At 65.8% G+C, this 19,652-nt stretch carries 14 protein-coding genes; 1 reads left to right on the forward strand and 13 read right to left on the reverse strand.

The window, feature by feature from the left end:
* Positions 1-138: 138 nt before the first annotated feature.
* From U1702_RS02780 to U1702_RS02815, 8 genes are all read right to left on the reverse strand, one after another.
* Positions 139-2,430 (reverse strand): 2-hydroxyacyl-CoA dehydratase, encoded by a 2,292-nt coding sequence (locus U1702_RS02780; protein ID WP_332721843.1) that lies wholly within the window; start codon positions 2,428-2,430, stop codon positions 139-141.
* Positions 2,430-3,677, reverse strand: a complete 1,248-nt coding sequence (locus U1702_RS02785) for a CaiB/BaiF CoA transferase family protein (protein ID WP_332721844.1) — start codon at positions 3,675-3,677, stop codon at positions 2,430-2,432. The genes U1702_RS02780 and U1702_RS02785 overlap by 1 nt, the downstream gene beginning before the upstream one ends.
* Complete coding sequence (locus U1702_RS02790; RefSeq protein WP_332721846.1) at positions 3,674-4,843, reverse strand: CaiB/BaiF CoA transferase family protein; 1,170 nt, start codon at positions 4,841-4,843, stop codon at positions 3,674-3,676. Before U1702_RS02790 ends, U1702_RS02785 begins: the two co-directional genes overlap by 4 nt.
* Positions 4,840-5,802 carry a CoA transferase gene (locus U1702_RS02795; protein ID WP_332721848.1) on the reverse strand — a complete coding sequence of 321 codons (963 nt, stop codon included), beginning with the start codon at positions 5,800-5,802 and terminating at the stop codon, positions 4,840-4,842. Before U1702_RS02795 ends, U1702_RS02790 begins: the two co-directional genes overlap by 4 nt.
* Positions 5,799-6,992, reverse strand: a complete 1,194-nt coding sequence (locus U1702_RS02800; RefSeq protein ID WP_332721850.1) for a CaiB/BaiF CoA transferase family protein — start codon at positions 6,990-6,992, stop codon at positions 5,799-5,801. The genes U1702_RS02795 and U1702_RS02800 overlap by 4 nt, the downstream gene beginning before the upstream one ends.
* A 151-nt stretch (positions 6,993-7,143) precedes the next feature.
* Positions 7,144-8,181, reverse strand: coding sequence for a TRAP transporter substrate-binding protein DctP (gene dctP, locus U1702_RS02805; RefSeq protein WP_332721852.1), 1,038 nt, complete (start codon positions 8,179-8,181; stop codon positions 7,144-7,146).
* A 1-nt stretch (position 8,182) separates the two neighbouring features.
* Positions 8,183-9,493, reverse strand: coding sequence for a TRAP transporter large permease (locus U1702_RS02810; protein WP_332721854.1), 1,311 nt, complete (start codon positions 9,491-9,493; stop codon positions 8,183-8,185).
* The gene (locus U1702_RS02815; RefSeq protein WP_332721855.1) at positions 9,477-10,013 is read right to left on the reverse strand and encodes a TRAP transporter small permease; all 537 of its coding nucleotides are present in this window, start codon (positions 10,011-10,013) and stop codon (positions 9,477-9,479) included. Before U1702_RS02815 ends, U1702_RS02810 begins: the two co-directional genes overlap by 17 nt.
* A gap of 147 nt (positions 10,014-10,160) precedes the next feature.
* Between U1702_RS02815 and U1702_RS02820 the strand changes: the two genes are divergently transcribed.
* Positions 10,161-10,619 carry a MarR family winged helix-turn-helix transcriptional regulator gene (locus tag U1702_RS02820; RefSeq protein ID WP_332721857.1) on the forward strand — a complete coding sequence of 153 codons (459 nt, stop codon included), beginning with the start codon at positions 10,161-10,163 and terminating at the stop codon, positions 10,617-10,619.
* On the opposite strand, the gene U1702_RS02825 is transcribed toward U1702_RS02820, so the two are convergent.
* The 5 genes from U1702_RS02825 to U1702_RS02845 are packed head-to-tail and all read right to left on the reverse strand — an operon-like array spanning position 10,616 to position 19,644.
* A complete protein-coding gene (locus U1702_RS02825; RefSeq protein WP_332721859.1) occupies positions 10,616-12,376 on the reverse strand; it encodes a CocE/NonD family hydrolase in 1,761 nt (586 codons plus the stop codon). The two genes, U1702_RS02820 and U1702_RS02825, sit on opposite strands and share 4 nt — an antisense overlap.
* Positions 12,373-13,866: an alpha/beta hydrolase domain-containing protein gene (locus U1702_RS02830; RefSeq protein WP_332721861.1), complete on the reverse strand. Its 1,494-nt coding sequence runs from the start codon at positions 13,864-13,866 to the stop codon at positions 12,373-12,375. The genes U1702_RS02825 and U1702_RS02830 overlap by 4 nt, the downstream gene beginning before the upstream one ends.
* Positions 13,863-15,398, reverse strand: coding sequence for a tannase/feruloyl esterase family alpha/beta hydrolase (locus tag U1702_RS02835; RefSeq protein WP_332721863.1), 1,536 nt, complete (start codon positions 15,396-15,398; stop codon positions 13,863-13,865). The genes U1702_RS02830 and U1702_RS02835 overlap by 4 nt, the downstream gene beginning before the upstream one ends.
* On the reverse strand, positions 15,398-16,969 hold the full coding sequence (locus tag U1702_RS02840; protein ID WP_332721865.1) for a tannase/feruloyl esterase family alpha/beta hydrolase: 1,572 nt from the start codon (positions 16,967-16,969) through the stop codon (positions 15,398-15,400). The genes U1702_RS02835 and U1702_RS02840 overlap by 1 nt, the downstream gene beginning before the upstream one ends.
* Before the next feature lie 11 nt (positions 16,970-16,980).
* Positions 16,981-19,644 carry a TonB-dependent receptor plug domain-containing protein gene (locus U1702_RS02845; protein WP_332721867.1) on the reverse strand — a complete coding sequence of 888 codons (2,664 nt, stop codon included), beginning with the start codon at positions 19,642-19,644 and terminating at the stop codon, positions 16,981-16,983.
* Positions 19,645-19,652: the final 8 nt, after the last annotated feature.

Genomic DNA, 19,652 nt, shown 5'->3' on the forward strand with positions numbered 1-19,652 from the left:
GTGAGGCGGAATCGCCTGCTGTCACGGGTGGCACACGATCTTGACGGTTTTAAGCGGTAAGGCTCAGGACATTGTCCGCGCGGTGCGCTCTGAAGACTCCATCCCGGCACGCAGCGGATCCAAAAAAAAAGATGTAGCCTAGCACCGACTCGAGGCATAGACGGTAACCGGGCCTTCCAGGAAGGCTGCGATCTGGCGATCGACTTCGTCCTCGTCCGCCGATTCCTGATTATAATTGTCGAGGTCGAGGCTGAGCACCGGCACGCCAGCGCGGCGCAGCGCGCGCAGGACGAAGGGGTCGGCGTCGGACAGGGCGACCGCGCCATCGACTGCGTGGCTTGCCGCTTCCTTGACGTGCCACGCCCCGGCCCAGGTCGGCATGCGCAGCTCGTCGCCCATGGTGACGAACCGCGCAGCGAGCGCGCGCAGCGGGTCCTGACCAGGAGCGGTGCGGCGGATATAGCCGTCGGCGGCGAGGCTGAGGTACATCGACCACACGAACACGGCCCCGTGGCTCGCCTCCCAGCGCTGGGTGAAGCCCATGTCGCTCCACATGCCGCGACCGACCCACATCAGACGCAGTTTTTCGTTGGGGCAGGCAGCTTCGCCCGCTTCGTGCCGCGCCTTTACCTCTTCGTAGAAATCGCGCGCGGCGTCGCGCGCCCAGACGGTGCCGCGATGCCATTGCGGCACCATCGTCGCGGGCATGGTGTCGGTGATCGATACGGGGACCGGGTGCGCGCTGGCGATCAGGTCGCGGGTCTTGCGGTAATAATCCTCCTGCTCGTTCACGAGTTCGAGGATCTCCGCGAATTTCTCCGCGTCGAAGCGGCGGTCGGTGGTGGCTTCGATCTGCGCGACCATTGCTTGCAGCTCGGCGACCATCAGGTCGAGGCGTTCGGGCTGGATCGTTTCGTCCCAGCGGGTCTGCATCGAATCCCACCAGTCGATCGGAAAGTCGAGACGGGTCTCCGCGCTGCGCTCGAACAGGAACAGGTCGGCATTGGTCTCACGCGCCCAATGGTCGAAGATGCGCGGGGTGGCGTCGGTGCCGAGGGGAGCCTGCACGAAGGCGGGATTCGGGAGGCCGCCCCAAGGGGCGTTTCCGGCGTCGGCATCAAACGCGGCGGCGACGCCCTGAGAACTATAGGCCTCGGCATCGCTGGGGTAGCCGTGGTCGCGGAGCAGTTGGAAATAGCGCGGGGATTGTTGCTTGGCGGCGACGATCGATGCCCACCATTGGTTGACGACGAACGGCACGTCCATCGCGCGCAGGATTTCTTGGGGGCTGTTGGCGTTGACGAGGGCGAGGGGCGCGCCGTTATTGACTTGCTCCCGCAGCCCCTTGAACCAGTCGCGCTGATAGGCGCCGAAGCTGGCGATGGAGGCCAGCGACTTGCGGCTGCGCGCGGCGGGAGGGCGGCGGGAGACGGTGGTTTCGGTTTTGGGTGGCGGGGTGGTAGCGATGCGCTCGACGGTGAAGCCGCGAGTGGTGAACTCGCGGTCTAGATAGCCGGCGTCCCAGGCTGTGGCTTCGTCGCCGAGCGATTCGACGATGACGGTGTGACGGGTGCCGAGGGCGGTCATGCGGGCGCCGATGTGGGTCAGGCGTTCGGCGATGGGGACCAGCATGCGCGGCGTTAGCCGGGAGGGGTCGGCCATCGCGTCTAGCGTCGCAGGGCTGTCCGCCCAGGCATCGACCAGCGGATCGCCCCAGTCCTGATCGTCGCCGAGCGTGGTGAATCCCCGTGCGATCAGTTCGCGCTGGCGGGCGGTGGAGAATTGGGCTGAGCCGAGGACGAAGGCGGGCGTGCCGGTCGTGTCGCTGACGGCGGCATCGACGGCTTCGCGCCATTCGATGGGGGGGAGCGCGTGCGCGGCGGCGATGGCGGCGATGCGGAGTGGGCCGGTAAGATGCGCAATGGCGGCGGGGCGGGTGCGTTCTTCGCTGGCAGCGGCGAGGAGACCGGCTTCATCGGAGCCGAGCCAGTCGATCAGGGCGGTAATCCGATGCCCGTTATACGTCCGACTGGATTTCCGGCGCAGGTGCAACAGGTCGAGCATGTGGATCGGGCGCGGGGAGATATCGCCGGTGCGAAGCAGTTCGCGCACGGTGGCGAAGAGTTGCGGGAGTTCGCTGTCGGCGTGTGTGAACAAGATCGGGTCGCCGCTGGCGTCCGCGACGATCTGTTGCAGCAGCGATCGACCGCGATGCGACAGGGTGCCGTCCCCCGCCAGCGCGTCGGCATCGGGCGTCGGGCCGGGGCGGGGGACCATGCGGACGGGAGTACGCCCGGCGGCGCGGAGCAGGGCGTAGGGCGCGTCCTGACCGAGGACGCGGATGACGCGCGCACCTTCGCTGCGCAGCCGGTCGGCGACCGCGCCGGGATCGTCGCACGCCGCGATCAGGCGTGCTGCGGCATCGGTCATCAGATCACGCCCCGGTCGCGCAACTGGGCAATGCGTTCGGGTGTGTAGCCGAGCGTGCCGGTGAGGACGCGGTCATTATGTTCACCGATCGCAATCGGCATGACATCGTCGAAGCCGGTGTCCGCGTCGGAAAAAACGATCGGGATACCTGCCGTGCGCAGGTCCACGGCGGAAGTGTAGTTGGGGTGGGTGACCGGCACGGCTTCGTGGCGGCTGATGACGCGGTTGTCGAGCAGAGCGTCTTCAGGGTGGCGGACGGGAGCGACGGGGACGCCTTCGGCCTCTAGCGCGGCGACGACGGTAGCGACGGACAGGGTGCGCGACCACGCGTTGATCGTTTCCTCCAATACCGCCGCATTGGCGACGCGGCTGTCGCGATTGGCGAAGCGGGGGTCGGCGATCAGGTCGGGTTGACCCATGGCACGGAACAGGCTCTGAGCGAGTTTCTCATGCACCGCGACCAGCGCGATATAACCGTCGGCGCATTCGAACACGCCGAACGGGGAGAGGCGCTGGACGGTCAGGCCGGTGCGCGCCTGCATGCCCGCCGCCGCCATGGCCGACCAGTTCTCGATCGCGACGAAGCTGGTCAGCGCGCCGAGCATCGATACGTCGATATGCTGGCCGGTGCCGCTGCGGTGACGCTGTTCGAGCGCGGAGAGGATGCCGATGACCGAGAATACGGGGGCGAGCATGTCGGCGATGGGAATGCCGATGCGCACGGGTGGCTCGCCCGGGCCGCCGCTGGCGAACATCGCGCCGGACAGCGCCTGGATGATGATGTCCATCGCCTTGCCGCCCTCTGGCGCCGTAGCGCCGAAGCCGCTGAGCGAGCAATAGATGATGCGTGGATTGGCGGCCTTGGCCGCTTCATAGCCGACGCCGAGGCGGTCGGCGGTTCCTGCCGTGAAGTTTTCGACCACGATATCGGCGGTGCGGACGAGATCGAGGAATACGTCGCGCGCCTCGGGCTGTTTCAGGTTCAGCGACACACCGAGCTTGCCGCGGCCGCGCGTGAGGTGGCTGATCGACACGTCGTCGTCGTGGCGGCGGTCGACGGTGATGCCGTCGCGGCCGACATAGGGGCTGTTGTCCCGCGCCAGATCGCCGCCCTTGGGGTCTTCGACCTTGATGACTTCGGCACCGAGACCAGCGAGCAGCAATGTCGCATAGGGTCCGGCCAAGGCGCGGGTGAGGTCGATGACACGCAGCCCTTCGAGGGGGCGTTCACGGGTGAGGTCGGTCACGGGATTTTTCCTTCGAGCGCGTCGATCTGCGGGGGTTCATAGCCAAGGGCAGCCAGCACTTCGCGTGTGTCTGCCCCGGCGGGTGGAGCGGGGTGCGGGATGGTGGCGGGGGTGTCGGAGAGGTTGATCGGGCAGCCGAGCTGGCGGACGGTGCCGCCGCCGGGAGCGGGCAGGTCGAGGACCATGTTGCGAGCGTGGTTGTGGGGATCGTCGAGCGCTTCGGCGATGGTCAGAACGGGGGCGAATTGGGTGCCTGCGGCTTCGAGGATGGCGAGCCATTCGGCGCGGGGCCTTGTCGCCATGATTTCGGCGATCCGGGCCTTCATTGCGGGCCAGTTCGCCTTGTCCATCTGACGGTCGGCGAGATCGGGCAGGCCGATCGTCTCGACGAAGATGCGCCAATAGCGCGGCTCCATGTCGGTGGTGACCAGATAGAGGCCGTCGGCGCCGGCCCAGATGCCGCTATCGGCGCGGTGCATGCCCTTGGGCGGGGCTTTCGACAGATCGGGGTTTCGCGAGAGGACGTTGGCGATCAGCGCGAGCGAGCTGTCCGACATGGCGATATCGACCTGCTGGCCCTTGCCCGTGGTGGCGCGGGCGATGACGGCGGCGAGGATGCCGATGACGGCGTTGGACCCGCTGAGCAGGTCGGCGACCGGCACGCCGGGGAAGGCGGGGCGGTCGGGGTCTTCGCCCATGCGCGAGAGTGCACCGGCGACGGCGAGGGCGACGGGATCATGGCCGGGCTTGCGGGCATAGGGACCGGTCTGGCCGCAAAGCGTGACCGAGCAGTAGATCAGGCGCGGGTTGACCGCGGCCAACTCGGCATAGCCATAGCCCATGCTGGCCATGACGCCGGGGCGGTAATCCTCGACGAGAATGTCAGCGCTGGCGATGAGTTTGTGGATTGCTTCACGGCCTTCATCGCTGCCGGGGTCGATCAGCACACTTTTCTTGCCGCGTGCGAGAATGTCGTGGGCGCGGAGGGTGGCATTCTCTTCGTCGCTGAGTTTGTCCCAGCCGAAAACCTTGCGTTGCTTCGCCAGTTCGCGCGGGTTTTCAATGCGGATCACTTCGGCGCCGAGATCGGCGAGCAGCCAGGTGCAATAGGGGCCGGGGAGGAACTTGCTGAAGTCGATGACCTTCAGGCCAGTGAGCGCGGTCATTGGTCGTTATCCAGCGATGAGACCCACAGCTTGCCGGGCAGTTTCACGCCATCGACATCGCGCCACAGGCCGCGTGCGGCGAGATGGTCGCTGGCGAGCGCGTCGGCGGGCGTGTCGATCCACAACAGGCCGAGGCCGTTCGCTTGCGACATGCCCCCCAGCTCGGCACGGGTGTGGCGAAGGAAGAAGGTTTCGACCGCGCTCTCCCATTCGATCAGCGTTTCGCGGGGCATGTCGGCGACCAAGATCGCGTCCCAGTCGATCGTGGCGAGCGGCCCGGCGGCGTCGCCCATCGCCTTGACCATGCCGCGCATCATCGGCTGGTTATCGACCAGCGCCCAGGTGACAAAACCGTCCTTGCATGGCCACACCTGCCGCACGCCGGACTTGCCACGGATCAGCAGGTTGCCGGTGCGATTGCCGACGCGACCGGTCCATTGGAAGGTCAGCGGTTCGCGGTAATTGGCGAGGACGGCGGACTGATAGGCGGAGACCTCGACCAGTTGGCCCTTGCCGGTCGCGGCGCGGGCGTGGAGCGCGGTGAGCGCGCCGGTCACGGCCTGAATGCCGGCGAGGGCGTAAGCCTGTTCGCCGGGCAGGGTGAGCGGGGGGCGGTCGGGGTCGCCGATAATGGTCATCAAGCCGGAACGCGCCATCAGCGTGAGGTCGGTTTCCGGACGGTCATCATTCGGGCCGCCGGGGAGAAATGGGGCGATGACGACATCGATCAGCGCCGGGTTGGCGGCGGCGAGGGCGGCGTGGTCGCGGCCGGGATTGCGGAAGACGATGTCGGCGGTGGCGAGCAGGCCGTCGGTGTTGCCGGCCTGCTTGCCGTGATTCCATGCTGGAGCGCCGGCGTCCGCGCGGACAACGACTGCGCCGAGTTCGGCGAGCATGCGTCCGGCGAGTTCGCCGAGGCCGTTGGTCAGATCGGCGATCTTGAGGTGGGCGAGCATCATGCGAGTGCGCCTGTTTTGGTGAGTTCCGCGACTTCGGCTGCGCTCATCCCGAGCAGATCGACGTAGATCTGATGGTTGTGTTCGCCGAGATTGGGCGGTGCGCCGACGCGGATGTCGCTGTCGGAGAAGCGCAGTGGCGGGGCGGGCATGTCGCAAGTGCCGAGCTTGCTGTGTGTGATCGGGCGGTAGTGGCCGTGTTCGATCAGTTCGGGATCGGTGAACACGTCGCGGCCATCGTTCACCGGTTCGGCGGGGATTCCCAGCGCGGAAAGGCGGTCGGCTAGGACACGTTTGTCCTGTCCGCGCGTCCAGTTCGACAGGGCGGCGTCGAGTTCGTCCTCATGCTGTTTGCGGCCTGCCAGCGTGGCGAAGCGGGGGTCGTCGATTCCGGCGGCGTGTGCCAGCGTGGCCCATTCGGCGTCGGTGCGGACGGCGATGGCGGTCCACTGGTCAACGCCGCGTGCGGGGTAGGCCCCATGCGGCGCGTAGTGGGCGGAGCGGTTGCCGGGCTTGCCGCCCGTGCCGTTTTGCTCCGCGGCAAACTGATCGGCCATGACGTGGATCAGCGGCTCGGTTTGGCTGATGTCGATCAGCTGACCTTCACCGGTCTGGCGGCGATGTTCGAGTGCCGCGAGCGTCGCTACGGTGGCGAACATCGGTGCGACGACATCGCCATAGGCGAATGGGGCCATATGCGGGTCGCGGTCGGGCCAGCCGGACAGGGCCGCCATGCCCGACAGTGCGCCCGCCGAATTGCCATAGCCGCGCATCGTGCCCAGCGGCCCGCTGCGGCCCGCGACGCTGACGCTGATCTGGATGATGTCGGGCTTGATAGCCCGAAGCGTGTCGAAGCTGAGGCCGATGCGGTCCATATAGCCGTGGCTGAAATTCTCGACCACCACGTCGGCCCAGGCGACGAGCTTTTTCGCAACCTCGATCCCGCGCGGGTCGGACAGGTTGATGGTCACGCCCAGCTTGCTGGTGTTGGTGATGCCGAAGAACACAGACGCGTCGGGATCGCGGCCCGGGGTGGCGAAGGGCGGGGAGAGGCGGCCGAGATCGAGGCGCTTGCGCGATTCGATCTTGATGACGGTGGCGCCGAGATCGGCGAGGTCCTTGGTCGCGCGCGGACCAGCGCCGACCCAGGAGAAGTCGGCGATCTTCACGCCGGAGAGGGGGAGGCCGGTCATCAGATTCCCATCCATCGTTTTAGTCCGTCACCCCGGCCTTGTGCCGGGGCCCACCGCGCGGCGACCGATGACTTGGAGCCTCTGGTCCATCGCCTGACGGCCGGTAGGCCCCGGCACAGGGCCGGGGTGACGATCGTTTTTGTGTCAGCCCTCATGGCTTCGTCTCCGTCGCGCAGCGAATTGGGCCGCCTGCGATCAGGCGTTGAGCCTCCTGGAACACCGGCACGGCGTCGATATCGATACTGCCCAGCCGTTGTGCCTGGCCCAGCGCGTCCTTGTTATAGAGCGCGTCGAAGCTGCGTTGTTCGTCCGCGGGGATGGCGCTGAAGGTGATGCCTTCCTTCTTGCCGTAATCGATGCCGGCCTGTTCGGCCTTGAGCAACTGGCGGTTGAGCGCGGCTTCCCATTCGCGGCGGCCCTCGTTCAGCAGCGCTTGCAGGTCGGGGGGCAGGCGGTTCCACGCCTTGTCCGACATGGCGCGCGCCGGATAGGCACCGCGACTGAAGCGGATCGTGGTGAAATGTTTTGCCACCTCGGCGAAGTGCAGGCTGCGGATCGTGTCGGCGGGGGCGACGACGCCGTCGATCACGCCCTTGGCCAGCGCGGAATAGACCTCGCCCATCGGCATGTTGACGGGGTCCGCGCCCAGCTGTTTCAGGATGTCGACCGCGTCGCTTTGCGCGCGCAGGCGGAGCCCCTTGAAGTCGGCGAGCTTGCGGATCGGGCGGTCGCGGGTGAGCACGCCGGGGAAGTTGCCGCCTTGAACCGCGAGGATGTGAAGCCCTTCGGTCTCCTTGCCGAATTGCGGGAAACGCGCGGCAAGGCAGTCATAGACAGCGACCTGATCGGTAATTGTGCGGATGCCGCCGTAAAAGCCCGACTGGCCGCGCAGCAAATGCGCGCCACCCTTGGCATAGATCGGCGTGATCAGGCCGATATCGGCGACGCCGTGGCGGATTTCCTCCATGCTCATGTCGGAGGATAGCAACGCGCCCGACCAGAAGGATTTGAACGCGATGCGCCCGCCGCTCTTCGCCTCGACCCATTTCATCCACTCCTGATCGGCTAGGCCGAAGGGGTGGGTGGGGGTGTAGGGGCTGGCATAGGTCAGCACATGCTCGGCGGTTGGCTGTGGCGCGGCGCTGCATCCAGCGAGGGCGAGGGCGGCGAGAGCGGTCAATATGCGCATGTCAGACGCCCATCACGCTGGGGAGCCAGAGCGTGACCACCGGAAGGGCGATCAACATGGCGAGGTGGAAGAAATCGGCGATCAGGAACGGCACGATACCGCGGAAGATCGCGCCCAAGGGTATGTCCTTGCCGATTGCCTGAATGACATAGACGTTCAGGCCGAGCGGCGGGTGGACGAAGCCGATCTCCATCGTGCGGACCAGGAAGATGCCGAACCAGATCGGGCTGTACCCTAGCTCCATCGCAATCGGCAGGAAGATCGGCGTGGTCAACAGCATCAGCGCAAGACCGTCGAGGAACGAGCCGAGGATCAGCAGCATCAACGCAATGACGATGATGATAACGATCGGCGGCGCATCCAGCCCGCGCACCGTATTCGACATCAGATCGGCGATGCCGGTGACGCTGATGAAGGTGGCGAACAGGATCGCGCCGAAGATGATCAGATAGATCATGCCGGTGGTCGTCAGCGTCTTGGCAAAGCTATCCTCGATCGCCGCGCGGTTGAACGCGCCGCGAACCGCCAGCAGGATGAAGGCGACGATGACGCCGACCGATGCGGCCTCGGTCGGGGTGAACCAGCCGATCATCAGGCCGCCGATGACGAACACCACCAACACCATGATATCGATGATGCCGACCAGCCCGCGCATCCGGTCACGCCAGCCGACGCGCGGCGAGGGCGGTCCGAGTTCGGGTTTGAACCAGCACAGGATCGCGATGGCGATCATGTAGAACAGCGCCTGGCTGAAGCCGGGGATGATGGCGGCTGTGAACAGGCGGCCGATCGAAACTTCGGCGATGATGCCGAACACGATCAGCGCGCCGGAGGGCGGGATCAGCGCGCCGAGCGTGCCGCCCGCTGCCAATGCTCCTGCGGCGAAACCGGGGTTGTAACCGGCGCGGCGCATCTCAGGGAGGGCGGCTGAGCCGACGGTGGCGACGGTGGCGAGGCTGGAGCCGCTGATCGAGCCAAAGCCTGCGCACCCGGCGATCGAAGCGAGCGCGAGACCACCACGGCGATGGCCGATGAAGCGCGCGGCGACATCGAAGAAATCGCGACTGGCCCCGGCGGCGAAACACAGATGCGCCATCAGCAAGAAGAGGGGGAGGACACCGAGTTCGTATTTATTTGCGACTTCGAAGACGACGACGCCCGCTTTGACGAGGGCCGCTTCGGGTGACAGCATCACCATCAGGCCGACGACACCGGTGAGCGCAAGGCTGACGCCGATTGGGACACCCAGCGTGAGGAGAATGAGCAGGCCGAGAATGCCCGCGAAGCCGATCAGTTCAGGCGTCATGGCCATGCTCCGCTTCCGGGCGGCGCGCGAAGGCGGCTTTCAGGAACAGGATGGCGACGATGCCGAGCGCGACGATCATCAGCAGCCGGAACCAGCGCAGCGGGATGTGCAGCAATTCCGAGCGCTCATGGCCGTTCCAGACATCGCCGAGCAGGATCAGCGAGCCCGCCATCAACAGCCCGACCGCGACCACGCCGAGCAACGCGGCGACACGCGCAAACTGGCGCTGGCGGGCGGGGGCGAGGCGGTCGGTGAGGATATGCACGGCAGCATGGCCATGGGCGAGCGTCACGCTGACCATCGACGCGGCGGCGATGAACACGATTGCGGCCTGCACGATCTCGATCGAACCGGTCAGCGGGAAGCCGGTGTGACGGCCGAGCACCGCAATCGAATCGGCGGCAGTGGCGAGCAACAGACCGGCCGAGCCGATATAAAAGGCTGCCTTACCCGCGACTCCGGTCACCGGCGCGGGTGGCGGCGTCTCGTTGCGCGGCAGGGCGGGTTGCAAAACGGGGTTGGACAAGCCTCACCTCTCCTGATTGACAGCCTCTGGCGCGAGCGGTCTAATGAATTGAGTATCAAAACCGTATATATTTACAACCATCTGTCAATCGCACGATTTACAAATGGCGAAATTTCAGGGGACAATATGGTTCGGGCGCGGGCGAAAGTGGCGGAAACGACGAGCGAAGGACGGCTGCAACTCGGTCGGCTGGGCGATTATGTCGGATTTCGCATGCGGCGCGTGCAGAATCAGCTGTCCGCCGATTTCGCCGCCGCGACCGCACATTACGGCATTCGCGCGGGCTTGTTCTCGTCGCTGGCGCTGATCGATGCCAATCCGGGGATTTCGCAACAGGAATTGTCCGGCACGGTCGGGCTGGACAAGTCGATTACCGTCCAGATCGTCGATGAACTGGAAAAGCGCGGTTGGGCGCAGCGCGAGCGATCGAAGGTCGATCGTCGCCGCCATTCGCTGACCGTGTTGCCGGGCGGCAAGAAGACGCTCGACGAATTGTTCGCCATCATGGTGAAGGTCGAGGCCGACGTGCTGGCGCAGCTCAGCCCCGAGGAACGCCCGATTTTCGACGGTGCGCTCGACCGGATGTACGACGTTTTTCACCGTTAGTCGTAAGCCACGCGATAGCTGGTCGGGGCATAGGGTAGCTGCACGGTCGAGCGGTGTTTCGCGTCGTTGAGGATGCGGATCGTCGATTTCGTCGTCGGTGCCTGACGCTCGCGCCAGTCCCAGCCGGTGACGGTGATCTGGAGCTTGTGCCCCTTTTTGAACACCCATGACGCGGGCAGCATGGCGAATTGCAGCCGTGCCGGTTCGCCGGACTTCAGCGATTGCGCGTCCTCCTGGAAGCCCCGATGCCAGGGCAGGCCCAGCGTGTCCCATGGTGCCGTGCCAGTCTTGCGGATGCTGGCTTTCAGCCGCCCTTCGGTGACGACGGTCACCTTACCGTCGGGGGCGACGTCCTCGAGATAAGCGAACACATGTTCGTCCGGCGCGTCGGAGACGATCCACAGATCGGCGAGCGGGTGGCCGGTGATTTCGGTATCGGCGGCGATGTTCATGCGCCACGACGCGCCGTTGCCTGCGATGTGGCAGGGCTGGGCCGCGGCACCGTCATTGCCGGGGCATTTGCCCTCGCGCGTGACGGTGAAGGCGGTGTTCGCCGTCTTGCCCGGTTTGGCTGCGAGCAGTCCGCCGCCGCCGAGATGGAGGGTGCGCGCTTGCGTGCCGGGCAGCGGGAAGGTCGATGCCGAGCGCCAGCCGGTGCCTGCGGGCGCGTTGACCGTGAAATAATGAATCGGCGCGTCGGTGGTGGTGCCGGTGTCGATGCGCTTCAGATGCTGGTCGAAGAAGCGCAGCACTTCGCTGCCGACAAGTTGGTCGTAATCCTTGGTCGAGCAATGCGTCCATGGGCCGATGATGACTTTCGGGCGGTTGGGCAGGTTTGCTTGCGCGATCAGCCCCTGTTGCCGGAAATCGTCGAACCACCCGCCCATGATATAGGTTGCGACTTGCGAGCTATCGAGCTGCGGTTTGTAGCTGCTGACGCTGCCCTCGCCCCAGAAGCGGCTGAAGGTCAGCGGGGAGAAGCTGTCGCGGTAGGGCATCGACACCATCAGGTCGAACAGGTTGCTCGCACCCTGATGCTCCTCCGCGGCAGCGCGCAGCAGCTTCAGGCCGGTGTCGCCATCGACCGGGGTGGACTTCATGTCCTCCTCCAGCGTGCGGGTGGGGCCGGTGCCCCAGTTGGCGATCATGCCGCCGCGCGTGAAGCCGTCATACTTGTTGTAGTTGAAGCAACCGCTGAATACCGCCTTCAGGCTGGGCGGGAGTACGGTCATGGCGTGCAGCACGGCCTCGCCGGTGTTGGAGCAGCCATAGATCGCGGTCTTGCCGCTCGACCAGGGCTGGCGCGCGGCCCATTCGTTGATCTCGTATGCGTCGTAAGCCTCGTTGCGATCCTGGTAGCCGCGACGCTTGCCGAACGATGCGCCGGATCCGCGCCGGGCGATGGTGACGAGGGCATAGCCGTGGCCGACGATGCTGCCGATGCCATAGCCGCGCGATGCGCCGAACGTGCCGTCCTCCGGGATTTTGCCGCCCTTGCCATAGGGGCTACGGATATCGAGCGAGCCGGTCCAGATGACGGGGAATTTGCCCGGCGCGGGTTTGCCGTCGATCGCCGGGCGAACGACGCTGGCGGCGATCCTGACGCCGTCGCGCATGGTCACATATTCGGAGGTGACGATGACCTCCTTATATTTTTGTGCGGGGGCGTAGCGGCCGAAGCTGGGCGCGGCCTGTTGCGCGTAAACGGCGGTTGGGGCGGTGGCGAGCAGCAGAGCAAGCGCGGCGGTGCGGATCATTTGAACGCCTCCTCGGCATATTTACGGGCTTCGGATTTTTGGGCGGCGGCGTCCGGTGCGCGCAGCCAGCGTTCGGCGACGAGCTTGTCGATCGCGGCGTCGAAGCCGACGAGATATTCGGCTTTGCCGCCGGGATAAAGCGTGGCGAGGCGGGCGGCGTCCAGCGGGACGCGGCGCATCGGTAGCGACGGGCTGCCGACGCCCGGACGTGCGGTGTCGCAACCAGCGTCCGCCGGAGCAGCGCCATAGCGGGCGAGCGGCACCGTGATCTGTGCCGGGCGGATACCGCCCAGCGTGTTGCCATTGGCGTCGCGGCGCTGCTTGCCGCCATCGTGCTGGAGGCGTTCGGCGCGGGGCGCGGCGATGTTGCGGCGCGACCATGCGTTGAGGTTGGCATGCGCGGCCTGGGCGAAAGCGGCCATGTCGATATCGGTCTGCGCGAAGGTGCAGCTGTCCTGACGCGCGGGCTGCGGCTGGCCCAGTCGCGTCGCGATCTGACGTTCGGAAACGGTGCCACGACGGCGACCGGAGCCGTGGGTCAGGCCGGGGACTTCGTAGAGGCGATGCGCACCGGGGGTAGTGTCCTTGTCCGGCGTCTGTGGGTCGCGGTTGGTAATCGCTTCGTTTTCGCTTTGCAGTTCGATCACCGGCGCGTCGATGGCGACATTGGTGCGGCGGGGGTCAGTATTCGCGAGCATCGGCGTGCGCGAGTTGAGCGGGACATAGCCGGAGCGGAAGCTGAACGAGGAGATCCCGAGCAGGTAACCGTCGATCAGCGGCTTGCCGTTCGGAAGGCGGTATTTCGCGTGGAAACCGGAGTTGATGTAGGTGCGCAGGAAGCTGCCGGTGAACGACCAGCCCGCTGCGTAGGTGCGGGTGACCTTCAGTCCCTTGAGTGGGCCGGTCGCCGAACGGATCAGGCGCGCGGTGTCGGCGAACACGTCCCAGCGGATGCCGTCTTCGTCCGCTGGCCAGTTTATTAGCGCGTAGCGGGTTGGGTTGAACCAGCTGAGTACTTTCGTCGCCATCATCGGCACGGGTCCCGACGGCATGCGGCGGGTATTGTCGTCCGCGCCGATCATCACGCCGACGAATGCATCGCCGTTTTGCATCGCATATTCGGCGATCGTGCCCCAGCTGCTGTTGCCCATGACCGGGTGAAACGGATTGAGCTGGACCGTGCCGCTGAACTTCTTCGCATCGCGCGGGCGGATGACGATGAGGCGGGTGGTGTAGGGGACGTCTGCACGCTCGACCATGACCTTGCCCGCCGCGTCATAGGCATAGACGTTAGCGGTGCCTGTCTGGAACCATTCCTCACGGATATAGCCTGCCTTGGCCAGCGCATCGCCCTCCGGCGTGCCGGGCAGGCCGGGGTCCAGCCAGATTTGCGATTGCGCGGTCGGTGCCGGTGCGCGCCGAACCGTATCGGCACAGGCCGGGGCGGTGAGGGTGAGTAGCGAACCGGCGAGGAACAGCGAGCGGATCATGTGCGGCGGCTCCGGGGGGTGGTGCAGGTGAAGGAGGTGGCTTTGTTCGGGTCGCCGCCCTTGTACTTCGATTGTTGCGGGTAGGGGCAGATCAGGCGGGTGCGGGTGACCGCGCCGTTTTCTACCTTCGACGCGATCATGGCTTGTGGCGATTGACCTTTTTCGACCCAGTTTTCGAGTGCGGTGAGCAGGTCGTGCTGGGCATCGGGCGTGGGGGCGTCGCGGCCCGACCCGCCGATCTGGTCGGGACCGGGGCCGCCAGCGCAATGGTGGACGCCGGGCAGCATGTACATGCGCGCAAACTTCGCAGTGGCTGCGGGGCCACCCATGCGTTTGGTCAGCGCTTCATGATATTCGACGACCATCCGCGCGGCGACCGCGCCGTCGAGCCAGCCGGTATATTGGATCAGCTTGCCGCCGCGCTTTTTGAAGGCGGAGACGTCGGGGTTGTCGGCGCGCAGGTTGGGCATGACGCGGTCGATGGCGGCGAGGTCCTTCGCCGCGTCGAAATCCTTGCCGTCCCAGTCCTTGAGGCCACGGATGGCTTGACCGAAGGTGCCGATGGCGAGTTGCGAGCGGCCGCTGTCGACCAGCACGCCGGCCAGGAGGCCAGCGTCGATCGCGCGGCCCGATTTGTCGCGTAGCGGCGCGTAGAAGCTGTCGGCGAACTTGACCTGTTCGGCGCTGAGGCAGCCGCCGGTCTGGCCGGGTTTGCATTGTAGCGAGGCGATCTTGAAGGTGCAGGCGCGCGGGTCCTCGACCAGCCCGTCTTTCACGCCGTCCGCTGCGTCGCACGCTTCGGTCCCCTTGTCGGCGATCAGCTTCCAGTCGGCGGGGGACATGAGGTTGGGGTGGGCGTCGCGTTGCAGGATTTCCCACATGCGGCGCACGGTCATTTCGGGGGTTTTGGGGCCGTTGGCGCCGGTGACGATGCCGTCATAGTCGGACGGGTAAAGTTGCAGTTCCTTCAGCCCCTGTCGCCCGCCGCCGGAACAGCCGATGAAATAGGACCGCGCGGGTGCCTTGCCATAGACGGCGGCGGCGATCGCCTTGGATTTGACCGCGAGCAGATGGTTGGCGCGGTGGGTGTAATTGTCGCGCGCCTTCGGATCGAGCATCCAGGCAGGATCGCTGATCTTATGCCCGGTGTCGGTGGTCGCGGCGGCATAGCCCCGGCTGACGCCGCGCGGCAGGTCCTGGAAATTGAAGGTGCCGGCCGCGCCGCCGACGCCCGTGCCGAGGAACTTGCCGTTCCACTCGGCTTTGGCGGGCAACCAGAGTTCGAAGGCGATGCTGCCTTCGATCTTGCCCTGTACGCGGCAAAAGGGGCGGGTGGTCGCGGCGGGCTGGCCGCGTCCGGTCGGCATGCCCACAGCCCATGCGCTGCCCTTGGCGGTCGGGGTGGCGGCGTCGATCGTGACGTCGGGGATATCAAGGCCGGTGACGCCGGCGCAGATTGCGTCGGGCGCATCGGCGGGGGGCGGGGCGGCGGAGGCTAGCAACAGCGCGGCTACGGGCATCAACAGGCGCATTATTTCCGGCCTCCGGGTTGGCAGGTGTAGGATTCGGCACGGTCGAGCGGGCCGTTGACGTAGCGGACGCGCGCGGGGAAGGCGCAGACGGGGCGGGTGCGGACGGGCTTGCCGTCGCGGAATTGCGCGGTGCGGATTTGGGTGGGGGCAGGGCCGCCGTCGAGCCATTGCTCCATTGCGGTAAGCAGATCGTCGCCAGCGGCGCGCGTGGCCCCCTCGACATCAAGGCCGCCCGCGCCACCGAAGCGATCGGGCACGCCGCCACCCCGGCAATGGTCCATGCCGGGGATCAGGAACAAGCGGGAGAAGTCGCGCGTGCGTTGTGGCCCGAAGCGCTTTTCCAGCGCCTGATAATAGTCGATGGTCGGCACCGCCGGGACCAAAGCATCGGCCCAGCCGTGATAGAGGATCAGCTTGCCGCCGCGTGCGACGAACGGGTCGATGCGGGGATTGTCGGCGTGGAGGTTCATCACCCGATCGATGGCGGGCAGGTCGCGCGTGATGCGGAATTTGCGAACGTCCCAATTGGCGTCGCTGTAAATGCCCTGACCAAACAAGACGGTGGCGAGATATTTGGGGCCGGGCGTGAAGGGTTCTGGCACCGCGACCGGCGAGATCGGGACGCCGGGAAGGAGGCCGGGGTCGATGCCTTTGCCGTTCTCGTCCTTCAGCGGCGCGTAGATCAATGACGCGACCTCGACCTGTTTCGGCGACAGGCAGTTGGGGGTGGATTGGCCGGGTTTGCACGCCAGTTCGGCGGGGCGGAAATCGCAGCGGCGCGGGTCTTCGATCAGGCCGTCCTTCAGCCCGTCGGCGGGGTCGCATTTCGCCACGGCGGCATCGGCGATGCGTTTCCAGCCGGCGGCGTCGAGCACGCCCTTGTAGCGGTCGTGCTGGATCATCTCCCACAGACGGCGTGCGCTCATTTGCGGCGTGTTGACGCCCGGCGCACCTGCGATGATGCCGTCATAGTCGCCCGGATAGCGCTGCAATTCGGTCATCGCCTGCCGCCCGCCGCCGGAGCAGCCGAGGAAGATGGCTTTGCGTGCGGGTGCGCCGAAATAGCTGGCGGTGATTGCCTTCGCCTTCACCACGAGGAGATGGTTGGCGCGTTCGGCATAGTTGGTGGCCCGGTCCGGGCGGTTCATCAGCCACGTCTCGTCCGATGCCTTGTGCCCGGTATCGGTGCTGGCCGCCGCATAGCCGCGCTCGACCCCGCGTGCGAGATCGCGCACGGCGATGCTGCCCGCCTGTCCGCCGACCCCCGCACCCAGGAAGCGGCGGTTCCAGTGGGCGGTGTCGGGCAGCCACAGCTCGAAGCCGATTTCCTTTTCGATCACCCCCTCGACCCGGCAGAACGGGCGGGCAGGGCGATAGTTGGGCACGCCCGCGACGGTTTCACCCGCAGCAACCCGCACCGCCTTTGTCACGCGGATATCGGCGGGCAGTTTTATCGTCACGCCGCAAAGATCGGCGGTCGCCACCGATGCCGGTGCCGCGCTTCCGGGGAGGAAGAGCGCGACACCGGCGATCGTTGCGACCGCCAGTACGGGGATTGCGTGGCGGAGCATCGCCGCCGTCCTCAGAACGACTTGCGGATGTCCAGCGCGATGAAGCGCCCGATCGGCGAAGCGTTCTGGCTGTCCCATGCCGACGTGCCGTTGATGACGTCCGGCGGATCGCGGTCGAACACATTCTGTGCGCTGAGCGTCAGGCGCAGACCGTTCAGCGTGCCTTCGTCCGCGAATTTGTAGCTGATCGAGGCGTCGAACGTGTTCCACGGCTTCACCCGCTGGTTCGGCGTGATCGAGTTGTTCAGATAGTCGCCGACATGGTTCCAATAGGCGTTCAGGTTCCAGTTGGCATCTGCCCAGCCAAGGTTACCGCGGATGCGGGTATCGACCGGAAAACCGATCAGGTTCAACGAATTGATGAACGGGACACCCGGCGCGGTCGAGCGTTCCTGATTCAGAATCTGGGTCAGGTAAAGGCCGGCGGTGATGGCACTGCCGCCCAGATCAAACCGCTGGTTCAGCTGGACGTCGATACCGTCCTGCTTCAACTCGCCCAGATTGTCGCGGCGACCATCGACGATCAGCAGGATGTTGGCGGCCGGTTCGCGTACGCTCTCCAGATTGGGCGAGTTCAACAAGGCGTCGACTTGAGCCGCGGTGGGATTCCGGATGACATACTGACCATAAAGTGCGTCGTTGCTGAGGACCGTCGCCGCCTGCAGCACGCCGACGACGTTGCTATAGGCGATGTTGTAATAGGTTGCAGACGCGGTGAAGCCGGGAATGACGCTGGGCTGGAAATCGGCGCCGACCGACCATGTGGTCGCCTTTTCCGGCGCAAGACCGGTGTTGCCGCCATTCATGAAGATGCCGCGCTTCGTGACCCCGCCATCGGTGAAATTCTGAATGAAGATGTTGAAGGCGGCATCCGAACTGTCGAACAGCGACGGCGCGCGGAACGACGTTCCCCAACTGCCCCGAAGTTTGACCCCGTCGATCGGGGTCCACATCACGCCGATCTTTGGATTGAAGGTGTCGCCGAAGTCGGAATAATCTTCGTAACGACCCGCCAGCTGAACGGTCAGCTGCTGGAACCCGCCCGTCGCATTTTCCGAACTGACCAGCGGGATGTAGAGCTCGCCGAACACGGCTTTGTTGTCGCGCGATTTGGTACGGTTGCGATCGACGAGCAGGTCGTTGGCAGGGTTCTTGATCGACGAGAAGATCGTGTATTTGAAGCTGCTCTCATGATATTCGGCGCCCACGGCCATGCGCACATCGCCGCCGCCGATTCCGAATAGCGGGCCGTCGAGCTTGGCGACGAAATCGCGCCCTTCATTGGTGTTGAAGCTGTCGCGCACGCCCCAGATCTTGCGCAGCGTGTCCCCGTTATTGTTGGCAAGGTCGCCATTGCCGAACGGGTTGAACGCGGTGGCGGGATTTGTGTCAGCGAGCGCCAGCGGCAGGAATTGCAGGTTGATGACGTCCGCCGTGCGGGCACGACCGCGGTTCTTGGTGAACGCGGCATAGGCATCGATCTGCCAGCCGCTGCCAAGGTCGTACTGCGCGCCAAGCGTTTGACGCCAGCCCTTGTCATAGCCGGACCAGTTGGCGTTGCGGGTCGCGTCGAGGAAGCGGTATTCGACCGACACCGACGTCGCCGCCGGATTGGTCGGATGGACGAAGAACGGGTTGCTGCGCGGTACCGTCAGCGTCGCAGTGACCGGCAGGACATGCTCGTAATAGCTGCGGTCGCTGTAGAAGCCTTCATAGGTGAGCGTCAGCCGGTCGGTCACTTCCTGAAACGCGCTGACGAAGAACGAGTGGCGCTCCTGTTCGGGCAGGATATCGCCCCAACGTCCCGCGTCGAACAAATTGGGATTGCCGGGCGTCAACTGGCCTGCAGTGACCGCGCGTCCGGTTCCGTTGGGCAGCGGGTAGCGCACGCCACCGACGACGATGTTGCCGGGCGCGCTGAAGGTCGAACGCTGGTCGGTACCGCCGATCGAACGCAGGTCGCTCGACGTGAAGTCGCGGTCCGAGGCGAGCAGGTTGGAGCGGTAATAATATTCATACGCAGCAAGGATGCCGCCGCCATTCCATTTGCGGCTGAGCAGCAGCGAGCCCTGCATCTGGTCGAGTCCGTCGGCACCGCCATAGCGCAGCTGGACCTCGGCCCCATTGAAGGGGCGGCGCGTGATGAGGTTGACCACACCGGCGACGGCATCGGCACCGTAGATGGCCGACGAACCGTCGGGAACGATCTCGATCCGCTCAAGCGCAAGGCCGGGCAGGACGCTGGGGTCGGCGAGGGCGCGGATCGTGCCGCCGGGTGCGATGCGTTTGCCGTTGAGCAACAGCAACGTCGCCTCGTCCGAAAGACCGCGCAAATTGATGCTGGACGTGCGCGTGCGGTTTGCCGCTGCGTCCTGCGCGCCGCCACGACGGCTTTCGTCGGAGCCGAGGTTGACGACCTGTGGCAATGTGCGCGCGATATCGGACGTCGTCGCCGCACCGCTGGAAATGATATCTTCGCGGTCGAGCTGGACCGAAGGGGAGGTTGGCGCGCCGACGCCGCGAATGCTGGTGCCGGTCACGACGACTTCATCCGCAGCCTGTGCCTGCGCGTCGGTCTGTTCCGCCGGTTCCGCCGCCGTTTGCGCGTGCGCCTGTCCGGCGATCCCCAACGCCATGAAACCGACGCCGATCAAAAGCTGTGAAGCTTTCCGCATGCCTTCCT

Origin of the sequence: Sphingomonas sp. LT1P40 (assembly GCF_036663835.1) — a bacterium.
In the GTDB taxonomy this organism is placed as follows: domain Bacteria; phylum Pseudomonadota; class Alphaproteobacteria; order Sphingomonadales; family Sphingomonadaceae; genus Sphingomonas.

Excerpts from the sequence above, each read along its gene's own strand:
- U1702_RS02780 (WP_332721843.1), bottom strand. The coding sequence starts at position 2,430 with ATGACCGATGCCGCAGCACGCCTGATCGCGGCGTGCGACGATCCCGGC.
- U1702_RS02790 (WP_332721846.1), bottom strand. The coding sequence starts at position 4,843 with ATGACCGCGCTCACTGGCCTGAAGGTCATCGACTTCAGCAAGTTCCTC.
- U1702_RS02795 (WP_332721848.1), bottom strand. The coding sequence starts at position 5,802 with ATGATGCTCGCCCACCTCAAGATCGCCGATCTGACCAACGGCCTCGGC.
- U1702_RS02800 (WP_332721850.1), bottom strand. The coding sequence starts at position 6,992 with ATGACCGGCCTCCCCCTCTCCGGCGTGAAGATCGCCGACTTCTCCTGG.
- dctP (WP_332721852.1), bottom strand. The coding sequence starts at position 8,181 with ATGCGCATATTGACCGCTCTCGCCGCCCTCGCCCTCGCTGGATGCAGC.
- U1702_RS02810 (WP_332721854.1), bottom strand. The coding sequence starts at position 9,493 with ATGGCCATGACGCCTGAACTGATCGGCTTCGCGGGCATTCTCGGCCTG.
- U1702_RS02825 (WP_332721859.1), bottom strand. The coding sequence starts at position 12,376 with ATGATCCGCACCGCCGCGCTTGCTCTGCTGCTCGCCACCGCCCCAACC.
- U1702_RS02830 (WP_332721861.1), bottom strand. The coding sequence starts at position 13,866 with ATGATCCGCTCGCTGTTCCTCGCCGGTTCGCTACTCACCCTCACCGCC.
- U1702_RS02835 (WP_332721863.1), bottom strand. The coding sequence starts at position 15,398 with ATGCGCCTGTTGATGCCCGTAGCCGCGCTGTTGCTAGCCTCCGCCGCC.
- U1702_RS02840 (WP_332721865.1), bottom strand. The coding sequence starts at position 16,969 with ATGCTCCGCCACGCAATCCCCGTACTGGCGGTCGCAACGATCGCCGGT.
- U1702_RS02845 (WP_332721867.1), bottom strand. The coding sequence starts at position 19,644 with ATGCGGAAAGCTTCACAGCTTTTGATCGGCGTCGGTTTCATGGCGTTG.